Annotated in this window: 16 protein-coding genes; 10 read left to right on the plus strand and 6 right to left on the minus strand. The window is 67.4% G+C overall.

All coding sequences use genetic code 11. The annotated features are described in order from the left end of the window. Window positions 1-6 precede the first annotated feature (6 nt). Window positions 7-1,227 carry a cysteine--1-D-myo-inosityl 2-amino-2-deoxy-alpha-D-glucopyranoside ligase gene (gene mshC, locus HDA44_RS06535; RefSeq protein WP_184832185.1) on the plus strand — a complete coding sequence of 407 codons (1,221 nt, stop codon included), beginning with the start codon at window positions 7-9 and terminating at the stop codon, window positions 1,225-1,227. A gap of 127 nt (window positions 1,228-1,354) precedes the next feature. On the opposite strand, the gene HDA44_RS06540 is transcribed toward mshC, so the two are convergent. The 3 genes from HDA44_RS06540 to HDA44_RS06550 all read right to left on the minus strand — a co-directional run bounded on the left by HDA44_RS06540 (window position 1,355) and on the right by HDA44_RS06550 (window position 4,027). Continuing rightward, window positions 1,355-2,269, minus strand: coding sequence for a hypothetical protein (locus HDA44_RS06540; protein ID WP_184832186.1), 915 nt, complete (start codon window positions 2,267-2,269; stop codon window positions 1,355-1,357). 10 nt (window positions 2,270-2,279) lie between these two features. Then, window positions 2,280-3,050, minus strand: coding sequence for a L,D-transpeptidase (locus tag HDA44_RS06545; protein ID WP_184832187.1), 771 nt, complete (start codon window positions 3,048-3,050; stop codon window positions 2,280-2,282). Window positions 3,051-3,178: 128 nt separating this feature from the next. Then, a complete protein-coding gene (locus tag HDA44_RS06550; protein ID WP_184832188.1) occupies window positions 3,179-4,027 on the minus strand; it encodes a PAC2 family protein in 849 nt (282 codons plus the stop codon). A gap of 216 nt (window positions 4,028-4,243) precedes the next feature. Between HDA44_RS06550 and HDA44_RS06555 the strand changes: the two genes are divergently transcribed. From HDA44_RS06555 to HDA44_RS06585, 7 genes are all read left to right on the plus strand, one after another. Beyond that, a complete protein-coding gene (locus HDA44_RS06555; RefSeq protein WP_319040545.1) occupies window positions 4,244-4,897 on the plus strand; it encodes an HAD family hydrolase in 654 nt (217 codons plus the stop codon). 66 nt (window positions 4,898-4,963) lie between these two features. Then, entirely contained in the window at window positions 4,964-6,532 is a 1,569-nt protein-coding gene (locus HDA44_RS06560) for an ABC transporter substrate-binding protein (RefSeq protein ID WP_184832189.1), read from the plus strand. A 227-nt stretch (window positions 6,533-6,759) separates the two neighbouring features. Continuing rightward, the gene (locus HDA44_RS06565) at window positions 6,760-7,752 is read left to right on the plus strand and encodes an ABC transporter permease (protein WP_184832190.1); all 993 of its coding nucleotides are present in this window, start codon (window positions 6,760-6,762) and stop codon (window positions 7,750-7,752) included. A 66-nt stretch (window positions 7,753-7,818) separates the two neighbouring features. After that, a complete protein-coding gene (locus HDA44_RS06570) occupies window positions 7,819-9,597 on the plus strand; it encodes an ABC transporter substrate-binding protein (protein ID WP_184832191.1) in 1,779 nt (592 codons plus the stop codon). Between the two features lie 70 nt (window positions 9,598-9,667). Next, entirely contained in the window at window positions 9,668-10,720 is a 1,053-nt protein-coding gene (locus HDA44_RS06575; protein ID WP_319040543.1) for an ABC transporter permease, read from the plus strand. Continuing rightward, entirely contained in the window at window positions 10,717-11,757 is a 1,041-nt protein-coding gene (locus HDA44_RS06580) for an ABC transporter ATP-binding protein (RefSeq protein ID WP_184832193.1), read from the plus strand. The genes HDA44_RS06575 and HDA44_RS06580 overlap by 4 nt, the downstream gene beginning before the upstream one ends. An 11-nt stretch (window positions 11,758-11,768) precedes the next feature. Beyond that, window positions 11,769-12,830 carry an ABC transporter ATP-binding protein gene (locus HDA44_RS06585; protein ID WP_425557162.1) on the plus strand — a complete coding sequence of 354 codons (1,062 nt, stop codon included), beginning with the start codon at window positions 11,769-11,771 and terminating at the stop codon, window positions 12,828-12,830. A gap of 13 nt (window positions 12,831-12,843) precedes the next feature. On the opposite strand, the gene HDA44_RS06590 is transcribed toward HDA44_RS06585, so the two are convergent. From HDA44_RS06590 to HDA44_RS06600, 3 genes are all read right to left on the minus strand, one after another. Then, the gene (locus HDA44_RS06590; protein ID WP_184832195.1) at window positions 12,844-13,653 is read right to left on the minus strand and encodes an SGNH/GDSL hydrolase family protein; all 810 of its coding nucleotides are present in this window, start codon (window positions 13,651-13,653) and stop codon (window positions 12,844-12,846) included. Then, a complete protein-coding gene (locus HDA44_RS06595) occupies window positions 13,650-14,954 on the minus strand; it encodes an alpha/beta hydrolase (RefSeq protein ID WP_184832197.1) in 1,305 nt (434 codons plus the stop codon). Before HDA44_RS06595 ends, HDA44_RS06590 begins: the two co-directional genes overlap by 4 nt. A 92-nt stretch (window positions 14,955-15,046) precedes the next feature. Further along, on the minus strand, window positions 15,047-18,514 hold the full coding sequence (locus tag HDA44_RS06600) for an NACHT domain-containing protein (RefSeq protein WP_184832198.1): 3,468 nt from the start codon (window positions 18,512-18,514) through the stop codon (window positions 15,047-15,049). A 198-nt stretch (window positions 18,515-18,712) separates the two neighbouring features. Between HDA44_RS06600 and HDA44_RS06605 the strand changes: the two genes are divergently transcribed. Together HDA44_RS06605 and glpK are read left to right on the plus strand one after the other, a co-directional pair. Beyond that, entirely contained in the window at window positions 18,713-19,546 is an 834-nt protein-coding gene (locus tag HDA44_RS06605; RefSeq protein ID WP_184832199.1) for an MIP/aquaporin family protein, read from the plus strand. A gap of 42 nt (window positions 19,547-19,588) precedes the next feature. Then, window positions 19,589-21,106, plus strand: a complete 1,518-nt coding sequence (glpK, locus tag HDA44_RS06610; RefSeq protein ID WP_184832200.1) for a glycerol kinase GlpK — start codon at window positions 19,589-19,591, stop codon at window positions 21,104-21,106. Window positions 21,107-21,135 lie beyond the last annotated feature (29 nt).

A 21,135-nucleotide genomic window follows, 5' to 3' on the forward strand; every position in this document is an offset into this window, starting at 1 on the left:
CGATACATGCAGGCGTGGACGAAACCAGACATCCCGGCGGTGCCGGGGCCGGCTCGGCGGCTACGCCTCCACGACACCGCCTCGGGCGGGCTGGTCGAGGTGCCGCCCGCCACCGGTGGGACCGCCCGGATGTACGTGTGCGGCATCACGCCGTACGACGCGACGCACATGGGCCACGCCGCGACGTACGTCACGTTCGACCTGATCAACCGCCTCTGGCGGGACGCCGGGTACGACGTGCTGTACACGCAGAACATCACCGACGTCGACGACCCGCTGCTGGAGCGCGCGACCGCGACCGGGGTCGAGTGGACCGACCTGGCGGCCCAGGAGATCCAGCTGTTCCGGGATGACATGACCGCGCTGCGGGTCATTCCGCCGCAGCACTACATCGGTGTAGTCGAGTCGATCGACCTGGTCGCCGGCGCGGTCGAGGACCTCAAGCAGGCCGGCGCCGTGTACGCGGTCGACGGCGACCTGTACTTCGCGGTGAAGGCCGACCCGGCCTTCGGGGGCGTGTCGAACTACGACCGGGACACGATGCGCGAGCTGTTCGCGGAGCGCGGCGGTGACCCGGACCGGGACGGCAAGCAGGACCCGTTGGACAGCCTGCTCTGGCGGCACGAGCGGCCGGGCGAACCGGCCTGGGACTCGGCCCTCGGCCGCGGCCGGCCCGGCTGGCACGTGGAGTGCTCCGCGATCGCGCTGAAGTACCTCGGGATGTCGTTCGACGTCCAGGGCGGTGGGTCCGACCTGATCTTCCCGCACCACGAGATGTCCGCCAGCGGCGCGCAGGTGGCGACCGGAGAACATCCGTTCGCGCGGGCGTACATACATCAGGGAATGGTCGGGCTCGACGGCGAGAAGATGTCCAAGTCCAAGGGCAACCTGGTGCTGGTGTCGAAGGAACGGCTCGGCGGGGTGGACCCGATGGCGATCCGGTTGGCGCTGCTGGCCCATCACTACCGGACCGATTGGTTCTGGACGGAGTCCGACCTAGCCGACGCTCAGGCCCGGCTCGATGTGTGGCGGGGCGCGATCGGCCGCGGGTCCGGTCCGGACGGTGCGGCGGCGGTGGATGCGGTACGAGCCGCGCTGACAAATGACCTGGACAGCGCGGGCGCGCTTGCTGCCGTCGATGCCTGGGCCGAGAGCGAAGGCGACGACCACGAAGCGCCCGCCCTCGTCGCCCAAGCCGTGGATGCCCTGCTGGGTGTAAAGCCCTAAACCCGAAACCCTCGGCCCTGGGCGGCCCCAAACCGGTTTGGGGCGGTTGTCTACGTGGAGCGGGGAAGGTTGTACCCCTGAAACGGGCTGATGGGCGCCCCAAACCGGTTTGGGGCGCCGGGTGGGGTCAGCCGGTGACTGGCTGGTGGGTTTTGACCGGGGTTGGCACGGGCGCGGACGGTGGGGTGGCTACCTGGGCGGGGGCCGGGTTCACCGGCTGGGGGAGCGGCTTGGGCTTTGGTTTGGTGGCGGGCTTGGCGCAGGTTGCGGATGCGAGGTTGATGGTTTCGGCGCCACCCAGGTTGATCGTCAGCCCGGTGATCGTGAACGCGCCGTCGGAGTGTTTGCCCTGGCTGTTCACCGTGATCGTGGCCAGTGGTGCGGCCGGCAAAGTCGCGCCTTGTTTCGTACTCGGCAGCTTGAGCTTCTGCCCGAGCAGCGTCAGCGACCCGAGGTCGACGCCACCCTGATCACCGGAGCACCAGACGTTCAGCGAGTCGATGCCGAGCAGCGACTTCGGTGGGTTGAGCAGCAGGTTGCACAGGTCCGGCAGGTTCTTCACCGGCAGGTCCTTGGTGGTCAGCTTCGGCAGCGGCAGACCAAGATCCGGCAGCGCGAGATCAGGCAGCGGCAGGTCGGCCGCGCCGGTCTTCGGCAGCGACGCGCACTGCTGCTGGAGCTCCGGCGGGAGCTTCACCTGACTGAGCAGATCCGGACCGATCACGATGTCGAACAGCTCGACCGACGCCGAGTCGTTGCCGGCCGTCGCGGTCCCGGCCCGGACCGAGATCAGCGGGTTCTTCGGGAGCTCGAGCGCCGTTGCCGTCTGCCGCTTCCCGTCCGGCGATTCCGCGTACGGGGTCTTGGCGATCGGCACCTGGCCTTCCGCGCTGACCGCGTACGCCGAGGACGGGCGGGCCGCCGCGTTACCGGTCGGGGCACTCGCGACCAGGCTGAACGTCACGACACCGGCCACGGCCGCGGCAGTCAGGACGGTCGGCGTCAGACGCCGGCCCGGCTTTCGTGGCAGCTGGAATCGCATCGGGATCTCCTTACTTGCTGTCGATCAGGACCAGGGTCCCGAGCGGAACTTTCTGCAGATGGGCGAGCGCGGCCCTCGGTACCCGGACGCAGCCCGCGCTGATCGCTGCCCCGAAGACGCGCGGATTCGGCCAGCCGTGGATCGCGACCGTACCAGGTCCGCCACCGAACGTGTCCAAGGTGGGACTGTGCGCACCCAACGGCAGCACGATCGGGGACGCGGAGCGCTTGTGATCGATGATCGAGCCGAGCAGGAAGGTCCGGCCGGGCGGCGTCGGCGTCTTGGTCGCGCCGACCCCGGCCTTCCAGCTGCCGAGGCTCTTGTTGTTCAGGAACAGCTCGAGCGTGCGTGAGCTGGTGTGAACCCGGATCAGGTACGACGACGAGGCCCGGTCGAGATCGCCGTCCTGCATCCACGCCGTGGACCGGTTCGGCTTGGAGGGCAGCAGCACCCGTACCCAGCCGTCGGACTGGTCCACCACCGGAAGCCAGGTCGGCCCGAACTGGGTCGGCCCGATCTTGCCGACCGCGTCACCGCCCGGCGCGCTGAACAGCGCGGCCTCGTTGCGCGGATGCACGACCAGGCCGTCGGTGCCCGAGTACGGCTGGGTGTCCAGCGGCGCGGTCGCGATCGTGGTGGCGGTCGTCGACGCGGTCAGCGTGCTGAGGTCGACGGTGATCGTCTTGTCCTTGTTGCCGAAGATCCCGATGGCGGCGACGACACCGAGCAGCACGAGCACGGCGAGGGCAGGAACCGAGGTACCGCCCCGCTCGTCCCGCATCTCGTCACTCCCCGTGGTCCCGGTGACGGCAGGCCGTCACCCCCCAGTTGTCGGGTCGACAATAAACCCATTGGTAACAACGCGCCACGGGTCGCGAGGTTACTTCTGCCGAAAGGGGGGTAAGGCCGTCAGTCGCTCGGGTGGTTCTTGTTCCGGCGCTTCAGATAGCGCTCGAACTCGGCCGCGATCGCCTCGCCGGTCGCCTCGGGCAGGTCGGCGGTGTCGCGCTGCTCCTCCAGGGAGTGCACGTACTCGGCGACCTCCGGGTCTTCCTCGCTCAGCTCGTCGGCGCCGCGCTGCCAGGCCCGGGCGAGCTCGGGCAGCTCACCTTCGGGGATGGCCAGGTCGAGCAGCTCCTCGACCTTGCCGAGCAGCGCGAGCGACGCCTTCGGGCAGGGCGTACCGGCGATGTAGTGCGGGATCGCCGACCAGATCGACACCGACGGCACGCCGAGCGTGGTGCACAGGTCGGCGAACACGCCGGTGATCCCGGTCGGCCCTTCGTACGTCGACGGCTCCAGGCTCCAGGAGGCGGTCAGTTCGTCGTCCGAGGAGGTCGCCGAGACGGGGATCGGGCGGGTGTGCGGCGCGTCCGCGAGCAGGGCACCGAGGACGACCACGACCTGCGCGTTCGAGTCGTCGACTATCTCCAGCAGTTCCTTGGAGAACGCCCGCCAGCGCATGTTCGGCTCGATGCCGCGGATCAGCAGTACGTCCCGGCCGGTGTCGGCCGGGCGGGCCAGGTACACGCGGGTGGTCGGCCAGCTCAGCTGGCGGCCGCCGTCGTCGTCCAGACCGACCTGCGGCCGGTTCACCTGGAAGTCGTAGTAGTCCTCGGGGTCGATGGCCGTGACGAGCTCCGCGTCCCACTCGTCGATCAGGTGGTCGACCGCTCCGGTGGCCGCCTCGGCCGCGTCGTTCCAGCCCTCGAACGCGGCGATCACGACCGGGTCTCTCAGGTTCGCGAGATCAACCACTCGCAGGCCCCCTGTCGTCTCTCGAGCCAACCGGTGCTGGCTTCGCCCAGGCACCGGAATCCGGACTGTCAGCCTACGTGGTCACCCCGCCCCGCCGCTCAGCCGCCGCACCAGGAAGAATGGCCGGCACAGACTTTGAGAACCCACCGCGTGTTTTCGGGCTCCGGAAACGCGCGGTGGCTTCTCAAGGTGAGGTCGTGACGTGAGGAGTGCTGGGTGCCGGGCCTGCAGGCGGTGTTGTGGGACATGGACGGGACGTTGGTGGACTCCGAGAAGGTGTGGGCGGAGGTGCAGCTGGAGCTGCTCGCCTCGCTGGGGGCGTCGTGGACGCTGGACGACTGCATGACGCTGATCGGGAGCGACCTGCGCGATGCCGTCCAGGTGTGGATGACGCGGATCCCGGCCGGCGTGATCAGCGCCGAGGAGCTCGCCGACCGGATGTTCTCCGAGGTGGTCGTGGCGCTGCGCCGCGAGGTCACGTTCCAGCCGGGCGCGCTGGAGCTGTTGCAGGCGCTCCGCAAGGAGGAGGTGCCCTGCGCGCTGGTCTCGGCGTCGTACCGGTCGATGATCGACGCGGTGCTCGGCCATCTGCCGCCGAACCCGTTCGACGTGATCGTCGCCGGTGACGAGGTGACGCTCGGCAAGCCGCACCCGGAGCCGTACCTGACCGGTGCCGCGAAGCTCGGCGTCGATCCGGCGAACTGCATAGTGATCGAGGACTCGGTCACCGGTACGGAGGCGGGTACGGCAGCCGGCATGTACGTCGTCGCGGTGCCGCAGTGGGTGACGATTCCGGACGCGCCGCGGCGGCTCGTGGTGAAGTCGCTCGAGCCGCTGACGCCGGAGTCTCTGCGCGCTTTGCTCCGTTGACGAGCTACCGTCACTGGGTGCCCTCGGGGGCGTTGTCGGGGTAACGGGCTGGGGAAAGGTGAGACGGTGGGTGAGTTGGTGCGCCGAGTGTCGGCGGCCGTGGTTGTCAGCGCGCTGGGGGTGTCGCTGGCCGCTTGTGGTCAGCCGGACGACAACGCGCCACACCCTGGCGAGCAGACACCGAAGCCGGTGCTGCTGAAGCTGGCGACGACCGACTCGATCGCGTCCCTCGACCCGGCCGGCCCGTACGACGCCGGCGCGCGCACCATCCAGGCGAACCTGTACCAGACCCTGCTGACGATCCTCCCGGACAAGCCGACCCCGGTGCCGGACGCGGCGGACTGTCAGTTCGACTCACCGACGACGTACACGTGCAGCCTGAAGGATCAGCTGACCTTCCCGAACGGGCACAAGCTGACCGCCTCGGACGTGAAGTTCAGCTTCGACCGCCTGGTCAAGCTGAAGACGCCCGGGGGAGCGGCGTCCTGGTTCAGCTCGGTGAAGTCCGTGAGTACGCCGGACGAGCTGACCGCGGTCTTCAACCTGACCCATCCGGATGCCCGGTTGCCGTACCTGCTGACCACGACCGCCGCGTCGATCGTGGACGAGCAGTCGTACCCCGCGAACGCGCTGCTGGAGAACAAGGCGGTCGGCTCCGGGCCGTACCAGCTGGCCGCGTACACGCCGGGGTCGGAGCTGACGCTGACGAAGTTCGCCGGGTACCGCGGTTCGCGGGCGGCGCAGAACGACGGCGTGACGATCAGCCTGAAGAAGGACTCGGCCGCGTTGTACGCGGCGATCACCACCGGCAAGGCGGATCTGGCGTACCACGGGTTCGGCCCGAGTCTGCTGGACAACTTGCGTAAGTCGAACCAGGTCCAGGTGGTCGAGGCGAGTTCCGCCGAGATCCGGTTCTTCACGTTCCAGATGAAGTCGCTGATCGCGCGCAAGCCCGCCGTACGCCAGGCCGTCGCGCAGCTGATCGACCGGCCGGCGATCGCGAAGAAGGCGTACGGCGATCACGTGAACCCGTTGTACTCCGTGGTGCCGCCGGGCTTCGGTGGACAGGTCGACGCGTTCAAGGCGGCGTACAAGCAACCGAACAAGGCGACCGCCACGGCGTTGCTGAAGACCGCCGGCATCGTCACGCCGGTGCCGCTGACGGTCGGCTGGACCCCCACGCAGTACGGCACCGGCGCGAAGGCCGAGGTGCTCGAGCTGAAGCGTCAGCTGGAGGCGTCCGGCCTGTTCAAGGTGACGTTGCGAAGCGCCGAGTGGCCGCAGTACCAGGTCGGCACCAAGGCCGGCGCGTACGACCTGTACCAGGCCGGGTGGACGCCGGACTACCCCGACGCGGACGACTACGTCGCGCCGTTCGTTGCCGCTGACGGAGCGTTCGCGAACGGCTACCGTTCGTCCGCGGCCCTGAAGCTGCTGCAGCAGGAGCGGACCGAGCAGAACGGCCTGAAGCGCGACGACCTGATCAGTCAGCTACAGGGTGTACTCGCGCAGGACGCGCCGGTGATCCCGGTTTGGCAGGGGCGGGTCGCGGTCGCGGCCGGCAAGGACCTGCAGGGCGTACAGACAGCTGTCGACCAGCTTTCTTTGCTGTACTTCTCACCTTTGCGTAAGTGACACAAAACTGCCATGGCAGTAACGGTTCGCCTCACTTCGGCGACCGTGGGTGGACGTGCGTGGTTTACTGCGGTTTGTCCACGATACGGGACGATTTCTTGCCGGTCACGATCGCGCAACGCAGGTCTTCCGGCCTTTGACTCCGCGCTGTAATGGCGGCAGGTTAAGGCGGCAGTCAGGCCGGATTTCGTCCCGGTTCACCCACACCAGGTAGGGGTACAGATCGCGTGAGCGCGCCACTCGAGGTCGATCCCGCGGCGTCGTCCGCTCAGCCGGAGGCGCTGCTCGCGGGTGCCGGCAAGATCGAGGGCCGGTCACTCTGGCAGATCTCCTGGATGCGGCTGAAGCGGGACAAGGTAGCGATCGCCGGCGGCATCTTCGTGCTGTTCCTGATCGTGGTCGGCATCTTCGCGCCGCTGATCTGCAAGCTGGTCGGCGTCACCCCGAACGACTTCCACCAGGACCTGGTCGACCCGTCGCTGCAGATCCCGATCGGCAAGCTCGGCGGGATCAGCGCCAGTCACCCGTTCGGCGTCGAGCCGGTGAACGGCCGCGACATCTTCGCCCGGATCCTGTACGGCGCCCGGATCTCGCTGCTGATCGCGTTCCTCGCGACCTTGCTGTCGGTGGTGATCGGCGTCGTGCTGGGCATCACCGCCGGGTACTTCGGCGGCTGGGTGGACACCCTGATCAGCCGGCTGATGGACATCTTCCTGGCCTTCCCGCTGGTGCTGTTCGCGCTCGCCCTGGTCGGCGTGGTGCCGGACTCGATCCTCGGCCTGCAGGGCGACGCGCTCCGGGTCGCGCTGATCGTGTTCATCATCGGCTTCTTCAGCTGGCCGTACATCGGCCGGATCATCCGCGGCCAGACCCTGTCGCTGCGCGAACGGGAGTTCGTCGACGCGGCCCGGAGCCTCGGCGCCCGGCGTCCGTACATCCTGTTCACCGAGCTGCTGCCGAACCTGATCGCCCCGATCCTGGTGTACGCGACGCTGCTGATTCCGACCAACGTGCTGTTCGAGGCCGGCCTGTCGTACCTCGGCGTCGGGGTCCGGCCGCCGACCGCGAGCTGGGGCGACATGCTCTCCACGGCGGCGAACTGGTACCAGGTCGACCCGATGTACATGGTGCCGCCCGGCCTGGCGATCTTCCTGACCGTGCTGGCCTTCAACTTGTTCGGCGACGGGCTGCGCGATGCCCTCGACCCGCGATCGCGGTAGGTCTTCTCTCCAACCAGGGAGCTCATGGATGTCACAGCTCTCACGAATAAAGGGGTGCAACAAGAGATGAGATGGAATCGCATCACGACGGTCACCGCCGTCAGTGCGGCCGTCGCCTTGAGCCTGGTGGCTTGTGGTGGACCGAAGGCGCAGTCGGGGGGCTCGAACAGCGGCGGCGGTGGCGCCACTCCCGAGTTCAACGCGGCCGTGGACAAGGTGTTCAACCCGAGCGACAAAAAGGGTGGCACCCTGCGGATGGCGATCACCGAGAACTGGGACTCTACCGACCCCGGTGACACCTACTACGGCCTGTCCTGGAACCTGGTCCGGAACTACGTCCGGCCGCTGATGACGTTCAAGGCGGCGCCGGGCGCCGACGGCGCGAAGCCGGTGCCGGACCTGGCCGAGGCGCCAGGCGTGCCGAGCGACGGCGCGAAGACCTGGACGTACAAGATCCGCAAGGGCGTGAAGTTCGAGGACGGCACCGAGGTCACCTCGAAGGACGTCAAGTACGCGGTGGCGCGGTCGCTGGACAAGGCGACGCTGCCGAACGGCCCGACGTACTTCAACGACTTCCTGCTGGACATCCCGAAGGGGTACAGCGTCTACAAGGACAAGACGCTGGCCGGCGTGGCGAAGGCGATCGAGACGCCGGACGACCAGACCATCATCTTCCACCTGAACAAGCCGTTCGCGAGCTTCGACTACTTCGCCCAGCTGCCGTCGACGGCTCCGGTGCCGCAGGCGAAGGACACCGGCGCGAAGTACAAGGAACACCCGATCTCGACCGGTCCGTACAAGTTCGCGAGCTATGACGCGAACTCGGGCATCAGCCTGGTCCGCAACGACCAGTACGACGCGTCCACCGACCCGGACTCGGGCCGCAAGGCGCTGCCGGACAAGATCACCGTCGCGTTCAACGTGAACGGCACCGACATCGACAACCGGCTGATCGCCGGCGACCTCGACGTCGACATCGCCGGTACCGGCGTGCAGCCGGAGACCCAGGCGAAGATCCTGGCCGACCCGAAGCTGAAGGCGCACGCCGACAACGTGCCGGCGCCGCGGCTGAACTTCACCGTGCTGAACAGCCAGGTCGCGCCGCTGGACAACATCCACTGCCGCAAGGCCGTGCTGTACGCCGCCGACCACGAGGGCTACCAGCGCGCGTACGGCGGCCCGATCGGTGGCGACATCGCCACCAACCTGATGCCGCCGTCGATCACCGGTGCGGAGAAGTTCGACGACTACGGCTTCGAGACCGACAAGAACGGCAACGTCCAGAAGGCCAAGGACGAGCTGAAGCAGTGCGGTCAGCCGAACGGCTTCCCGATGAACATCGCCTACCGCGCCGACCGGGCCAAGGAGAAGGCGGTCGCGGAGACGCTGCAGCAGTCGCTGGCGAAGGCCGGCATCGTGCTGACCACCAAGCCGTACCCGACCGGTGACTACACCAAGCGGTTCGCCGGCAAGCCGGACTTCGCGCTGGCGAACAAGCTCGGCCTGATCGTCTACAGCTGGGGCGCGGACTGGAACGACGGCTTCGGCTTCCTCAGCCAGATCGTCGACAGCCGGGTGATCCGGGCCACCGGTGGTAACACCAACCTGGGTATCCGCATCCCCGAGGTCGACAAGCTGATCGACCAGGCGATGTCCACCACCGACGAAACCGCCCGGAACAAGCTCTGGGTGGACGTCGACAAGAAGGTGATGGAGCAGGCGGCGGCGCTGCCGGGCATCTGGGCCAAGGGCCTGCTGTACCGCCCGGACACGCTGGCCAACGTGTTCACGAACCACGGCCAGAACATGTACGACTACGCGGCGATCGGGCTCGCGCAGAAGTAGTTGCCCATGTGGTTGCCCTGTACAACCATCATTGTCGCCAGCAGAGGTAGGTGAAGGCTGACGGTGGCCGGTGATCAGCGATGATCCCCGGCCACCACCGCCGCGCACGGTGCTCGCATATCTGGTCCGCCGGGTGATCGGGGCAGTGATCCTGCTCTTCATCGTCACGGCAGTCACGTTCTCGATCTTCTTCATGGTCCCGAAGCTCGGCGGTGCCACCGCCGACGACCTGGCGTCCCGCTACGTCGGCAGGAGCGCCAGTCAGGAGCAGGTCCACGAGACCGCAGTCAGGCTCGGCTTCACCGATCCTCTCTACGTGCAGTACGGCCGGTTCGTGAAGGGCCTGGTCGTCGGCCAGGACTACAACTACGGTCCGGCCACCGAGCACTGCCCCGCGCCGTGCTTCGGGTACTCCTTCCTGACCCAGCAGCCGGTCTGGCCGGACCTGGTCGCGCGAATACCCGTGACCGCGTCACTGGCCGGTGGTGCCGCCTTCATCTGGCTGGTCACCGGCGTCGGCACCGGCATCATCTCGGCCCTCAGACGCGGGTCGATCCTGGATCGATCGCTGATGTCGGTGGCGCTGGCCGGCGTCTCGCTGCCGATCTTCTTCACCGGCCTGCTGGCGTTGTCGATCTTCAGTTACAACCTCGGCTGGACCCAGCAGGGCGGTACGAACCCGCTCGACGAAACCAATCCGTTGTGGTGGGCGTACGACCTGATCCTCCCGTGGGTGACGCTCGCGTTCCTGTACGCCGCGGCGTACGCGCGACTGACCCGCGCGGGCATGCTGGAGACGATGAACGAGGACTTCGTCCGGACCGCGCGGGCCAAGGGCCTGACCGAGCGGGACGTGATCATCAAGCACGGCCTGCGATCCGCGCTGACCCCGATCCTGACCATCTTCGGACTGGACCTCGGCCTGCTGCTGGGCGGAGCGATCCTGACCGAAACCACCTTCTCGCTGCCGGGCATCGGCCAGTACGCCGTGATCGCGCTGCGCGCCAACGACCTGCCGAAGGTACTCGGCGTGACGCTGGTCGCCGCGTTCTTCATCGTGCTGGCGAACCTGATCGTTGACCTCCTGTACGCCGTCGTCGACCCGAGGGTGCGGATCTCATGACCGAAACCATCGAACGCGGTGACGCGTTTCTCGACGTGCGGGACCTGAAGGTGCACTTCCCGACCGACGACGGGCTGGTCAAGTCCGTCGACGGGGTGTCGTTCAAGCTGGAGCGCGGCAAGACGCTCGGCATCGTCGGCGAGTCCGGCTCCGGCAAGAGCGTCACCAGCCTGTCGATCATGGGCCTGCACAAGCCGGGCGTGGCGAACATCAGCGGTCAGATCTTCCTCGACGGGCAGGACCTGGTCAGCTCGTCGCGCGAAGAGGTCCGGCTGCTTCGCGGCAAGCGGATGGCGATGATCTTCCAGGACCCGCTGTCGGCGATGCATCCGTTCTACACGGTCGGCAAACAGATCATCGAGGCCTACCGCGTACATAACGAGGTCAGCAAACAGGTCGCCCGCAAGCACGCGATCGAGATGCTGGACCGGGTCGGCATCCCGCAGCCGGACAAGCGCGTGGACGCGTACCCGCACGAGTTCTCCGGCGGGATGCGGCAGCGCGCGATGATCGCGATGGCACTGTCCTGCGACCCGGACCTGCTGATCGCCGACGAGCCGACGACCGCGCTGGACGTCACCGTGCAGGCGCAGATCCTGGACCTGATCCGGGACCTGCAGCGGGAGTTCAACTCGGCCGTCATCATCATCACCCACGACCTCGGCGTGGTCGCCGAGCTGGCCGACGACATCCAGGTGATGTACGCCGGCCGCGCGGTCGAGTACGGCACCGCCGAGAGCATCTTCGACCGGCCGCAGCACCCGTACACCTGGGGTCTGCTCGGCTCGATGCCGCGGATCGACCGGGAGCGTACCGAGCGGCTGGTGCCGATCAAGGGCACGCCGCCGAGCCTGATCAACGTACCGAGCGGCTGCGCGTTCAACCCGCGCTGCAACTACGCGCACCTGAACAACGGCGCCAGCGAGACCGAGCGTCCGGAGCTGCTCGACACCGGGAACGGCCACCTGGTCGCCTGCCATCTCTCCCCGCAGAACCGCCGGCAGGCGTGGGAGAACGACATCAAGCCGAAGCTGTGAACGGGACTCCTGTGACCACTACTGACACCGACTCGACGCCCGAACCCACTCCGGCGGTGCCGAAGATGGGCGAGGAGCTGCTCGCGGTCGACGGCCTCGTCAAGCACTTCCCGATCCGCAAGGGCATCCTGCAGCGGCAGGTCGGCGCGGTCCAGGCGGTCGACGGCCTGACCTTCAACGTGACCCGCGGCGAGACGCTGTCGCTGGTGGGGGAGTCCGGCTGCGGCAAGACCACCACCGGCCGGCTGCTCACCCGGCTGCTCGAACCGACCTCCGGCACGATCAGGTTCGAAGGGCGGGACATCAGCCACCTCGGCGAGGGCCGGATGCGGCCGATGCGCCGCGACGTGCAGATGATCTTCCAGGACCCGTACGGTTCGCTGAACCCGCGGCACACGGTCGGCAAGATCGTCGGCGCGCCGTTCCGGCTGCAGCACGTGAAGACCGAGCACGGCGTGAAGAAGGCCGTCCAGGAGCTGCTGGAGCTGGTCGGTCTGAGCCCGGAGCACTACAACCGGTACCCGCACGAGTTCTCCGGTGGTCAGCGGCAGCGGATCGGGATCGCCCGGACGCTCGCGCTGCGGCCGAAGCTGATCGTCGCCGACGAGCCGGTGTCCGCGCTGGACGTGTCCATCCAGGCCCAGGTGGTGAACCTGCTGGAGGACCTGCAGGACGAGTTCGACCTGACGTACGTGATGATTGCGCACGACCTGTCGGTGGTCCGGCACGTGTCGGACCGGGTCGCGGTGATGTACCTCGGCAAGATCGTCGAGCTCGCGGACCGGGTCAGCCTGTACGAGCGGCCGATGCACCCGTACACGGTCGCGTTGCTGTCGGCGGTGCCGGTGCCGGACACGAAGCGGAAGGGCAAGCAGGAGCGGATCCGGTTGCAGGGCGACGTCCCGAGCCCGATCAACCCGCCGCCGGCCTGCCGCTTCCACACCCGCTGCTGGAAGGCGCAGGAGATCTGCAAGACCCAGGAACCGCCGCTGATCGAGCTCGCGCCGGGGCACCAGACGGCGTGCCACTTCCCGGAGAACCAGGACGCCAAGGCCGCAACGCCGGCCACCTGAAACTGGGCGGCGCCTAGCCCTTGTGGACGGTCGTCTTCAGGTGGCTGGGCGTCGCGTTCAGCAGGATCTGCGCGATCAGGGCGTGCCCGGCCGCGTTCGGGTGGTCGCCGTCGGGGGCGAGCAGCGCGGTGATGTTCGTCGCGTCGTCCTCGAACGGCGAGTAGATGTCGACGTACGTCGCGTCGTCCGCATGTGCCGCCGCGGCGATCGCGCTGTTCGTACGCACGGTGAGCTGGTCACTCGCGACCCGCCCACTCGCCGGGTACTGCTGCTGGGCGACCGCGCCGTCCTTGAACACGTTCCAGTACCCGGTCATCAGGATCGTGGTCGGCAGGTGATCGCGGAGGACGTGGATCCGGTTCAGGATCTTGCCGAGGTTGACGGTCAGCTGCTCGAACTCGTCCGCGACGCAGTCCGAGGTGCACTGGCCGCTGGTGACGTCGTCGTGATGGTCACCGAAGTCGTTCGCGCCGATCGTCAGCAGCACCACGCTCGCGCGGGCGGTGGCGACCTCGGCGGTGGAGTCGTCCTGGTTCAGGCTCTGCAGCAGCCCGGTCGAGTCGAGTCCACCAACGCCGAGGTTGTCCACGTGCACCGGCTTGCCGCGCTTCGCCTGGAGCGCGTCGGCGTACATCTGTGGAAACCCTGAACAGTTGCAGTTCGTCCCCGACGTGACCGAGTCGCCGAGGGCGACCACGTTCACCAGGCCCGGGGTCTGCAGTTGCGCGAGGTCGACCTCACTGACCGTGTCGCCCGCGTTCAGCGCGGAGATGATCACGATCAGTATCAAGCCGGTGGTGAGCCGTCGGAGTATTTTGATCACGCCGGTTTCGTATGCCTCGTTTCCCTGTGCTGACCGTGCTGCCCGGCCTGGGGAGCAAGTTGGCTGACCAGCCAAGGATAAGCGGTCGCGAAAGCCGGAGCCGCGAACTGCCACACGTGCGTGCCGGGCGAGATCTGGACCCGCGACCAGATGCCTACCTTGGCCGCGGCCTTCGAGAGCTCCTCGGCCTCGTGCTGGTGCCGGCGCTCCTGCGTGCTGGTCAGGAACAATCCGTTCACTCCCGTGTACTTGCCGTGGGCGCGCATCACCAGCAGCGGCTCGTTCGCCTTCTCCAGGGCCACATTACCGCCGTACAGATCGTGCAGGCTCGCCGCGGGGGTGCTGGTGTACGGCGCGAGGTCGCCGGAGATGTCCAGGAAGTGGTGGAAAACGTCCGGGTGCTCGACGACCAGATCGATCGAGCAGGTACCGCCCATCGAGAACCCGGCGACCGCCCACTGGTCCGGGTTGGTGGCGGCGCCGAAGGTCTTCTCGATGTACTTGGGGATGTCCTGGTCGAGGTGATCGGCCGAGTTGCCCTTCGGCCCGTTCACGCACTCGGTGTCGTTGTCGAACCGCTCGGTGGCGTCCGCGAAGACCAGGATCGGCGCGAAACCGTGGTGCTGGCGCGCGTACGCGTCCGAGACCTGCACCGCGTTGCCGAGCCGGACCCAGTCGCCCGGGCCGCCACGCTCGCCGCCGATCAGCTCCACCACCGGCAGGTGGTGCCGGTGCGCGCTCTTCACGAACCAGATCGGCGGCAGGTACACGAGCTCCTGGCGGTGGCCGAAGTGACTGTACGTGTCGGGGATGTTCACGGCGACCAACCGGCCGGCCGCCGGTACCTTCACGCTCGCCCCGCCGCGCAGGCCGGCCATCGACACCTGGCCGGGGAGCGGTGCGTTCGTCCAGTCGTTCACCGCGGAGTCGATGGTCGGGTAGTACCCGACGAACTGGTTGACGCCGTTGGCGCAGACCAGGGCAGCGAGCGCCGCCGCGACGACCGCGGTGCCGCGCCGCCACCAGCGCGCCGTACGCCACCCGGCAGCGAGAACGATCAGTGCCGAAATCGTGAGCCCGAACCAGAACCACACCGAGAACGGCAACGGATCGGTGATCCCGACCGCCTTCGCCCCCGGGTACGCCGCCAGCATCGTCAGCAGCAACGTCGCCCCCGCGATCAGCGGAACCGCCCGCCACCGCCAGTTCCGGTTCCGCCACCCCACCGCGGCGATCAACGCCCCCGCGGCCAGCACGTCCAGCATCGCCGGAAACCATCCCCCAAGCAGCGATACGCTCATCCAACCCTCCGAATGTCCAGTGGACCCAACCCCCAGACGCCCAGAATCACGGATCGGTTGGCAAGCTCCAACTGAGCCCACTCAGCGTCCCCTCAGCTTGCAGCGTAGGAGCGCAGTACCTCGAAGGGATCCTCGCCAGCCGCGGTGGGTAGGTTGCGAGCCTGGAGATACCTGTTCACAAAATCAGCCGACTGCTCCGGCCAAGACTGCGCGAGATGGAGTGCATCCGCTGGGGCGATACTCGCGAGGACTGTTCTGCCGAGGTGCGTGAAGATATCTAGAACCGAGGAATCCTGCGTCCAGGACGATGGTTGTTCGACCCGCAGGTAGGTGAGGAACTCAGGTGGGAAATGCGCAGGTGAATACTCTCTGTACGACTTTGCCGAAATCCGAGCGTCGACTTCGAGTCGAAGCTGTCGAAACTTCTCCCGGGTGTGTGAGCCGGTCAGTCTTTCGGCAAGCCAGAGCGCGGTAACAACTGCCGGTGCGGCGTGCAACTCGACTGCGGTAATACCTGCTTGCATGTCTGGCAGATCGTCTAGCAACGAAGGATGAGACAGCACGATCCCTGTCAGTTCGACTGCGCAGCTGAGATCCAGCGGCGGCGGAAGTGCGTGAGCGAGAAGCTCGGTGACGTAGTCGACCGGCAGCTGGGACGCCGTCTTGGACAGCAGCACCAGAAGGCCGCGCTTGACGTTGTCGTTGATGGGCGGCTGATCGCTGAGCAGACGCCGGATGGACTCGAACCATTGGAAGTCGCCAGGAAGAATGCGATCTGAGCCCAAGTTTCCGGAGCTCAGGAGTTCGATGGCCGCGATCTGCTGGATCGCGAATACGTCGCTGTGACGCCATCGAGATTGTTGTCCGTACCCTGCGGCAAGGAATCCTACGCGAACCGTGGCCTCTCGCTGGCAGTCACCCAGGAGTGCCGCCTCAAGGACCATCGGGTCCTCGCTCCAATTGGTCCGGACGCCGAGCCGCAACTCCCACCACGGTAGCTCGTCATCGGGGTAGCCGACGCCAAGGACTTCGAGGACGGATGCCCAAGCCGTGTTGTCCAGACCGGCACGCCATAGGTGGACGAGGGGGCGCCACCGGTCGGCTGCGTCTGGGCCGACGAGGTCCTTGACGGGGACCGGGTCGGGGTCGAGTGCCACGCGGAGGATTGTCAGGTTTGCGGTGTAGCAGGCGCGGCGGCGGACGGGGTCGTACGGGAGGGGGTGGTAGAGCGGGTCGCCGGTGTCGGGGCGGGGGAGTTCTCGGCGGAGGAGTTCGCTGATGGTGTTGCGGAGGGGTTGTTGCTGCTCGGCGGGTAGGCGGTTCGCGAGTTCGGTGACGAAGAGGCGGATCGGCAGACGGGTGCTGATCGGTTGATGGCTCAGGAGGCGGCGGAGGAGGGTGTCGTCGAGGCTGGTCGGCTGGGGGTTGAGGTCGGTGGCTTCGAGTTCGTGGTGGCGCATCAGCCGGACGAGTAGATCCAGGATCAGTTCGGCGACGAGGAATTCGCCGAAAGTGGCATGCAGGAACTCGTACGCGCTGCGTTGCTCCCGGTCGGCCCTCGGGTTGTGGACGAACATGAACTCGCCGAGTACCCGATCAGCGGACGTCAGTGGTTGGAGCGCGGGTGATCCGGTGGCGGTGTCGTCCAGGGCGTTCAGGTCGGCGTTGAGTTCGGCGTCGGTGATGTGCTGCCGGCCACGGTTGAACATGCCGAAGGCGGCGTACTGCAGCTGCCTCCGCTGCCGACGTTGCAGCACAGCCTGGTGGGCGGCGGACTGATCCGGCGCGCTCTTCTCGGTGATCTGCCGGGTGATGAAGCGGTCCATGATCCGCTGGTACAGCTCGCTCTGGGTCAGGTTCGCGCCGCTCAGCTGGTTCGTACCGAGCTCCGCCAGGTACACCGCGAGCATCAGCAGGAGCAGCGGCTGGCAGGTGAGCTCGCTGATTTCGTCCGAGTCGGTCATCTCGTCCGCGTCGAGCGGGACGAAATCGGCGATGTCTTGATGCGCGGCGTTCCACGCGTCGAGCCAGCGTTCGATCCGCGGCCGGTCGAACTCGCGGAGTTTGATCATCGGCGTACCGGGCGCGATCTCCGCGCGATCCGCCACGACGGTGCGGGACGTGACGATGACAGCGGTCGGCTTACCCAAGTTCTGGGCGCGCTTCTGGAAGGCCTCGACCTTCGACAAGTACGCCGACTGCGTCACGCCGGTCGCTTGGACCAGTTCGTCGAAGCCGTCGAGCAGTACGACCAGCCGGCACCGATGCGTACAGGTCAGGTCGGCGCAGGACGTGCAGTCACATTCCTGGCGTAGGTCTTCGAGGTCGGCGTTCGGGCGTTGGAGCGTACGTTGCAACTCTTTGTTGATCTGGATGGTCAGTTCGTCATCCGGGTTCACCGAGCGAAGCGGAATCCGGACGACGGCGAAGGAGTCGGCCGGTAGCTGAGCGGCCAGGACCTCGGTCAGCAGCGACTTCCCGGCTCCCGGATGGCCGAGGAGCAGCAACGGCAGGCCAGCGCCCTCGGGGCTGGCCAGGTAGCTCGCGAGGTACTCGACAAGCGACGAGTGCTCCGGCTGGTTCGACCACCAGTCTTCGTCCGTCGGCTGGGAGTGATCGTTGGCGACGGCGTAGTGGAACGACGGCTCGACGAATCCGTCCCGGACCGTCGGCGACGCGACGGCCGGGTTGCGCGTACGCAGCAGGGGCTCGTCGAGGACTTCGCGAGCTACCAGCTCCAGCTGCTCGCGGTAGCTGTTCCGCCCGGGGCGGGTGCCGGGCAGCGCCATCGTGAGGAGCGTACGGAGGTCGCCGAGTGCTGACGTTTGGGTGTGGATCAGGTCGCGGGTGGCGGCGTGTTCGTTGAGCAGCACCCAGAGGCTGAACGGGGCTGACTCGCCGAGTTCCAGCATGCGGCTGCGGTAGAGCCGGGCCGAACGGTCGACGATTGCCTTTGAGAGGGCATCGTGGGGTGCGGGTCCCTTCCAGGCTTCTAGGCCGGTGAAGAAGTCCAAGCAGCGGGTGGCGAGGCGCTCGTAGTACGGGCGGAGGTTGCGCTCGAGGTTCGCGTCGATGCCGAGCTCGGGCGACGACATCGGCACCTTCGCATCGAACAGATCGTCCGCCGCGGACTGCGCGGACCGCGCGGAGCCGGTGAGGTCGGTGAGGTTGGAGAGCCGGTGGCGCTCGCGGTCGGTGAGTTTCAGGTCCCGGTGGGCGCGGCCGATGGTTTCCGGGAGGGCGTCGAAGAACGACGACACGGTGGTGATCGTGTGCGCGGCGGCGATCAGTTCGAGTTGGTCTTTGCCCTTGGTGCCGCGGAGTCGCTTGGAGACCTCGCCGACCATGGCGTCGAGCAGGCCGACCGCTTCGTTCTTGGGGTCGGCCAGCGACAGCCAGGCCGCCGCGGTGAGGCCGGCGATCGGCCCGCCGGCCACCGCGGCCGCGCCGGCCCCGGCGAAGAGAGCGGTGCCGAACACGCGCTCCAGCACCGTTCGGCTCCGGTTGTCGAGGTCCAGAACGGCCAGCGCGCCGCGGAAGGTGTAGGGGGACAGCGCCACGACCGGTGCTCCTCGGGCCGAGATGGAAACGAGGGCCAAACGTTACCGTCGGCGACCGTCTCGCGCCGCCCCGGCGAGTACGTTTCGTAGCAGGTTCCGACCGTTCGACAATGTCGAACGGTGAGCGTTGTGCCGCCTCGCGATCGCTCCTAGATTCCAGCCAGCCGTGGTTGGCACGGCGGGGAAGGGAGGTTCGGTATGGCTACGACCGAAGCGGTCAAGGCGAAGACCCTTCTGGGGGAGTGCTCAGCCGAGTTCCTGGGCACGTTCATCCTGATCCTGTTCGGCGTCGGTGTGGTGGCACAGGTGGTGGCCGGAGGCCTGGGGAACCACGACTCGATCGCGTGGGCCTGGGGTCTCGGGGTGACGATGGGGGTGTACGTCGCGGGCCGGATGACCGGCGCGCACCTCAATCCGGCGGTGACGATCGCATTGGCGGCGTTCCGCGGTTTCAGCTGGAAGAAGGTGCTGCCGTACTCGCTGGCGCAGTTCCTCGGCGCGTTCCTGGCCGCGCTGGTGGTGCGCTGGAACTACAGCGAGGCGCTCGGCAAGTTCGATCCCGGGCACACCATCAAGAGCCAGTTCGTCTTCTCGACGCTGCCCGGCAACGGCAGTACGGAGCTCGGCGTCCACATGTGGGGCGGTTTCCGCGACCAGATCATCGGCACCGCGATCCTGATGCTGCTGATCCTGGCCATCGTCGACCTCCGCAACACCGCGCCGGCGGCCAACCTGGCCCCGCTGCTGATCGGCCTGGTGGTCGTCGGCATCGGCATGGCCTGGGGTACGAACGCCGGGTACGCGATCAACCCCGCCCGTGACTTCGGGCCCAGGCTCGCGTCCTTGATCACCGGCTACGGCGGTGCGCTCAAGGACCAGTTCGGGGAGCTCTATTTCTGGGTACCGATCGTGGCGCCGATCATCGGCGCGCTGGTCGGTGCCGCCCTGTACGACCTGCTGATCGGCCGCTTCCTGCCGATCGCCGACGAGGAAGAGGAACCCGGCCGGGTGCCGGAGGAGAAGACCGCATGACACATCCCCTGCAACTCCTGCAGTGTGAGGAGAGGACTATCCATGGCTGACTTCGTCGGTGCCGTCGACCAAGGCACCACGAGTACCCGCTTCATGATCTTCGACCATTCCGGTAACGAGGTGGGCATCCACCAGCTGGAGCATGAGCAGATCCTGCCGCAGGCCGGCTGGGTCGAGCACAACCCGGTGGAGATCTGGGAGCGGACGAGTTCGGTGATCCGGACCGCGATGAACGCGAAGGGTCTGCAGGCCAGTGATCTGGCCGCGCTCGGGATCACCAACCAGCGCGAGACCGCGGTGGTCTGGAACCGCAAGACCGGGCGGCCGTACTACAACGCGATCGTCTGGCAGGACACCCGTACGGACCGGATCGCCGCCGCGCTGGAGCGGGAAGGCAAGGGCGACGTGATCCGGCAGAAGGCGGGGCTGCCGCCGGCGACCTACTTCTCAGCCGGCAAGGTGCAGTGGATTCTGGAGAACGTCGACGGGGTCCGCGAGGCCGCCGAAGCCGGTGACGCCGTGTTCGGCAACACCGACACCTGGCTGCTCTGGAACCTGACCGGTGGCACCGAGGGCGGCGTCCACATCACCGACGTCACCAACGCCAGCCGGACCATGCTGATGAACCTCGAGACCCTGGACTGGGACGACGAGTTGATCAGCTTCTTCAACATCCCGCGGCAGATGCTGCCGGAGATCCGCCCGTCGTCGGACCCGAACAAGTACGGTGAGACGCTGCGGAACGGGCCGTTCGGTGGCGTGATCGGACTGACCGGCGACCTGGGTGACCAGCAGGCGGCGACCGTCGGCCAGGTCTGCTTCAATCCGGGCGAGGCCAAGAACACGTACGGCACCGGCAACTTCATGCTGCTGAACACCGGTACCGAGCTGGTCCGGTCGAAGGCCGGTCTGCTCAGCACGATGGCCTACAAGTTCGGCGACGAGGCACCGGTGTACGCGCTGGAGGGTTCGATCGCGGTCACCGGGTCCGCGGTGCAGTGGCTGCGTGACCAGCTCGGCATCATCTCCGGCGCGAGTGAGACCGAGACGCTGGCCCGTCAGGTCGCGGACAACGGCGGCGTGTACTTCGTACCGGCGTTCTCCGGGCTGTTCGCGCCGTACTGGCGATCGGACGCGCGCGGGGCGATCGTCGGCCTGTCCAGGTTCAACACCAACGCGCACCTGGCCCGCGCGACGCTGGAAGCGATCTGCTACCAGAGCAAGGACGTCGCCGACGCGATGGAGAAGGACTCGGGCGTGAAGCTCGACGTGCTCAAGGTCGACGGCGGCGTGACGGCGAACGAACTCTGCATGCAGATGCAGGCGGACATCCTCGGCGTCCCGGTGAGCAAGCCGGTCGTCGCGGAGACGACGGCACTCGGCGCGGCGTACGCGGCGGGGCTGGCGGTCGGGTTCTGGAAGAACAAGGAAGAGCTCGTCCAGAACTGGAACGAGGACAAGCGGTGGTCGCCGGAGTGGAACGACGAGCAGCGGACCAAGGGGTACGCCGGGTGGCAGAAGGCCGTCCAGCGCACCCTCGACTGGGTCGACGTCGACTGACCAGCGGCACCTCACGGCAGTACTGAAAT

Source organism: Kribbella solani (assembly GCF_014205295.1).
In the GTDB taxonomy this organism is placed as follows: domain Bacteria; phylum Actinomycetota; class Actinomycetes; order Propionibacteriales; family Kribbellaceae; genus Kribbella; species Kribbella solani.

Excerpts from the sequence above, each read along its gene's own strand:
- HDA44_RS06595 (WP_184832197.1), bottom strand. The coding sequence starts at position 14,954 with ATGAGCGTATCGCTGCTTGGGGGATGGTTTCCGGCGATGCTGGACGTG.
- glpK (WP_184832200.1), top strand. The coding sequence starts at position 19,589 with ATGGCTGACTTCGTCGGTGCCGTCGACCAAGGCACCACGAGTACCCGC.
- HDA44_RS06540 (WP_184832186.1), bottom strand. The coding sequence starts at position 2,269 with ATGCGATTCCAGCTGCCACGAAAGCCGGGCCGGCGTCTGACGCCGACC.
- HDA44_RS06580 (WP_184832193.1), top strand. The coding sequence starts at position 10,717 with ATGACCGAAACCATCGAACGCGGTGACGCGTTTCTCGACGTGCGGGAC.
- HDA44_RS06545 (WP_184832187.1), bottom strand. The coding sequence starts at position 3,050 with ATGCGGGACGAGCGGGGCGGTACCTCGGTTCCTGCCCTCGCCGTGCTC.
- HDA44_RS06570 (WP_184832191.1), top strand. The coding sequence starts at position 7,819 with ATGAGATGGAATCGCATCACGACGGTCACCGCCGTCAGTGCGGCCGTC.
- mshC (WP_184832185.1), top strand. The coding sequence starts at position 7 with ATGCAGGCGTGGACGAAACCAGACATCCCGGCGGTGCCGGGGCCGGCT.
- HDA44_RS06605 (WP_184832199.1), top strand. The coding sequence starts at position 18,713 with ATGGCTACGACCGAAGCGGTCAAGGCGAAGACCCTTCTGGGGGAGTGC.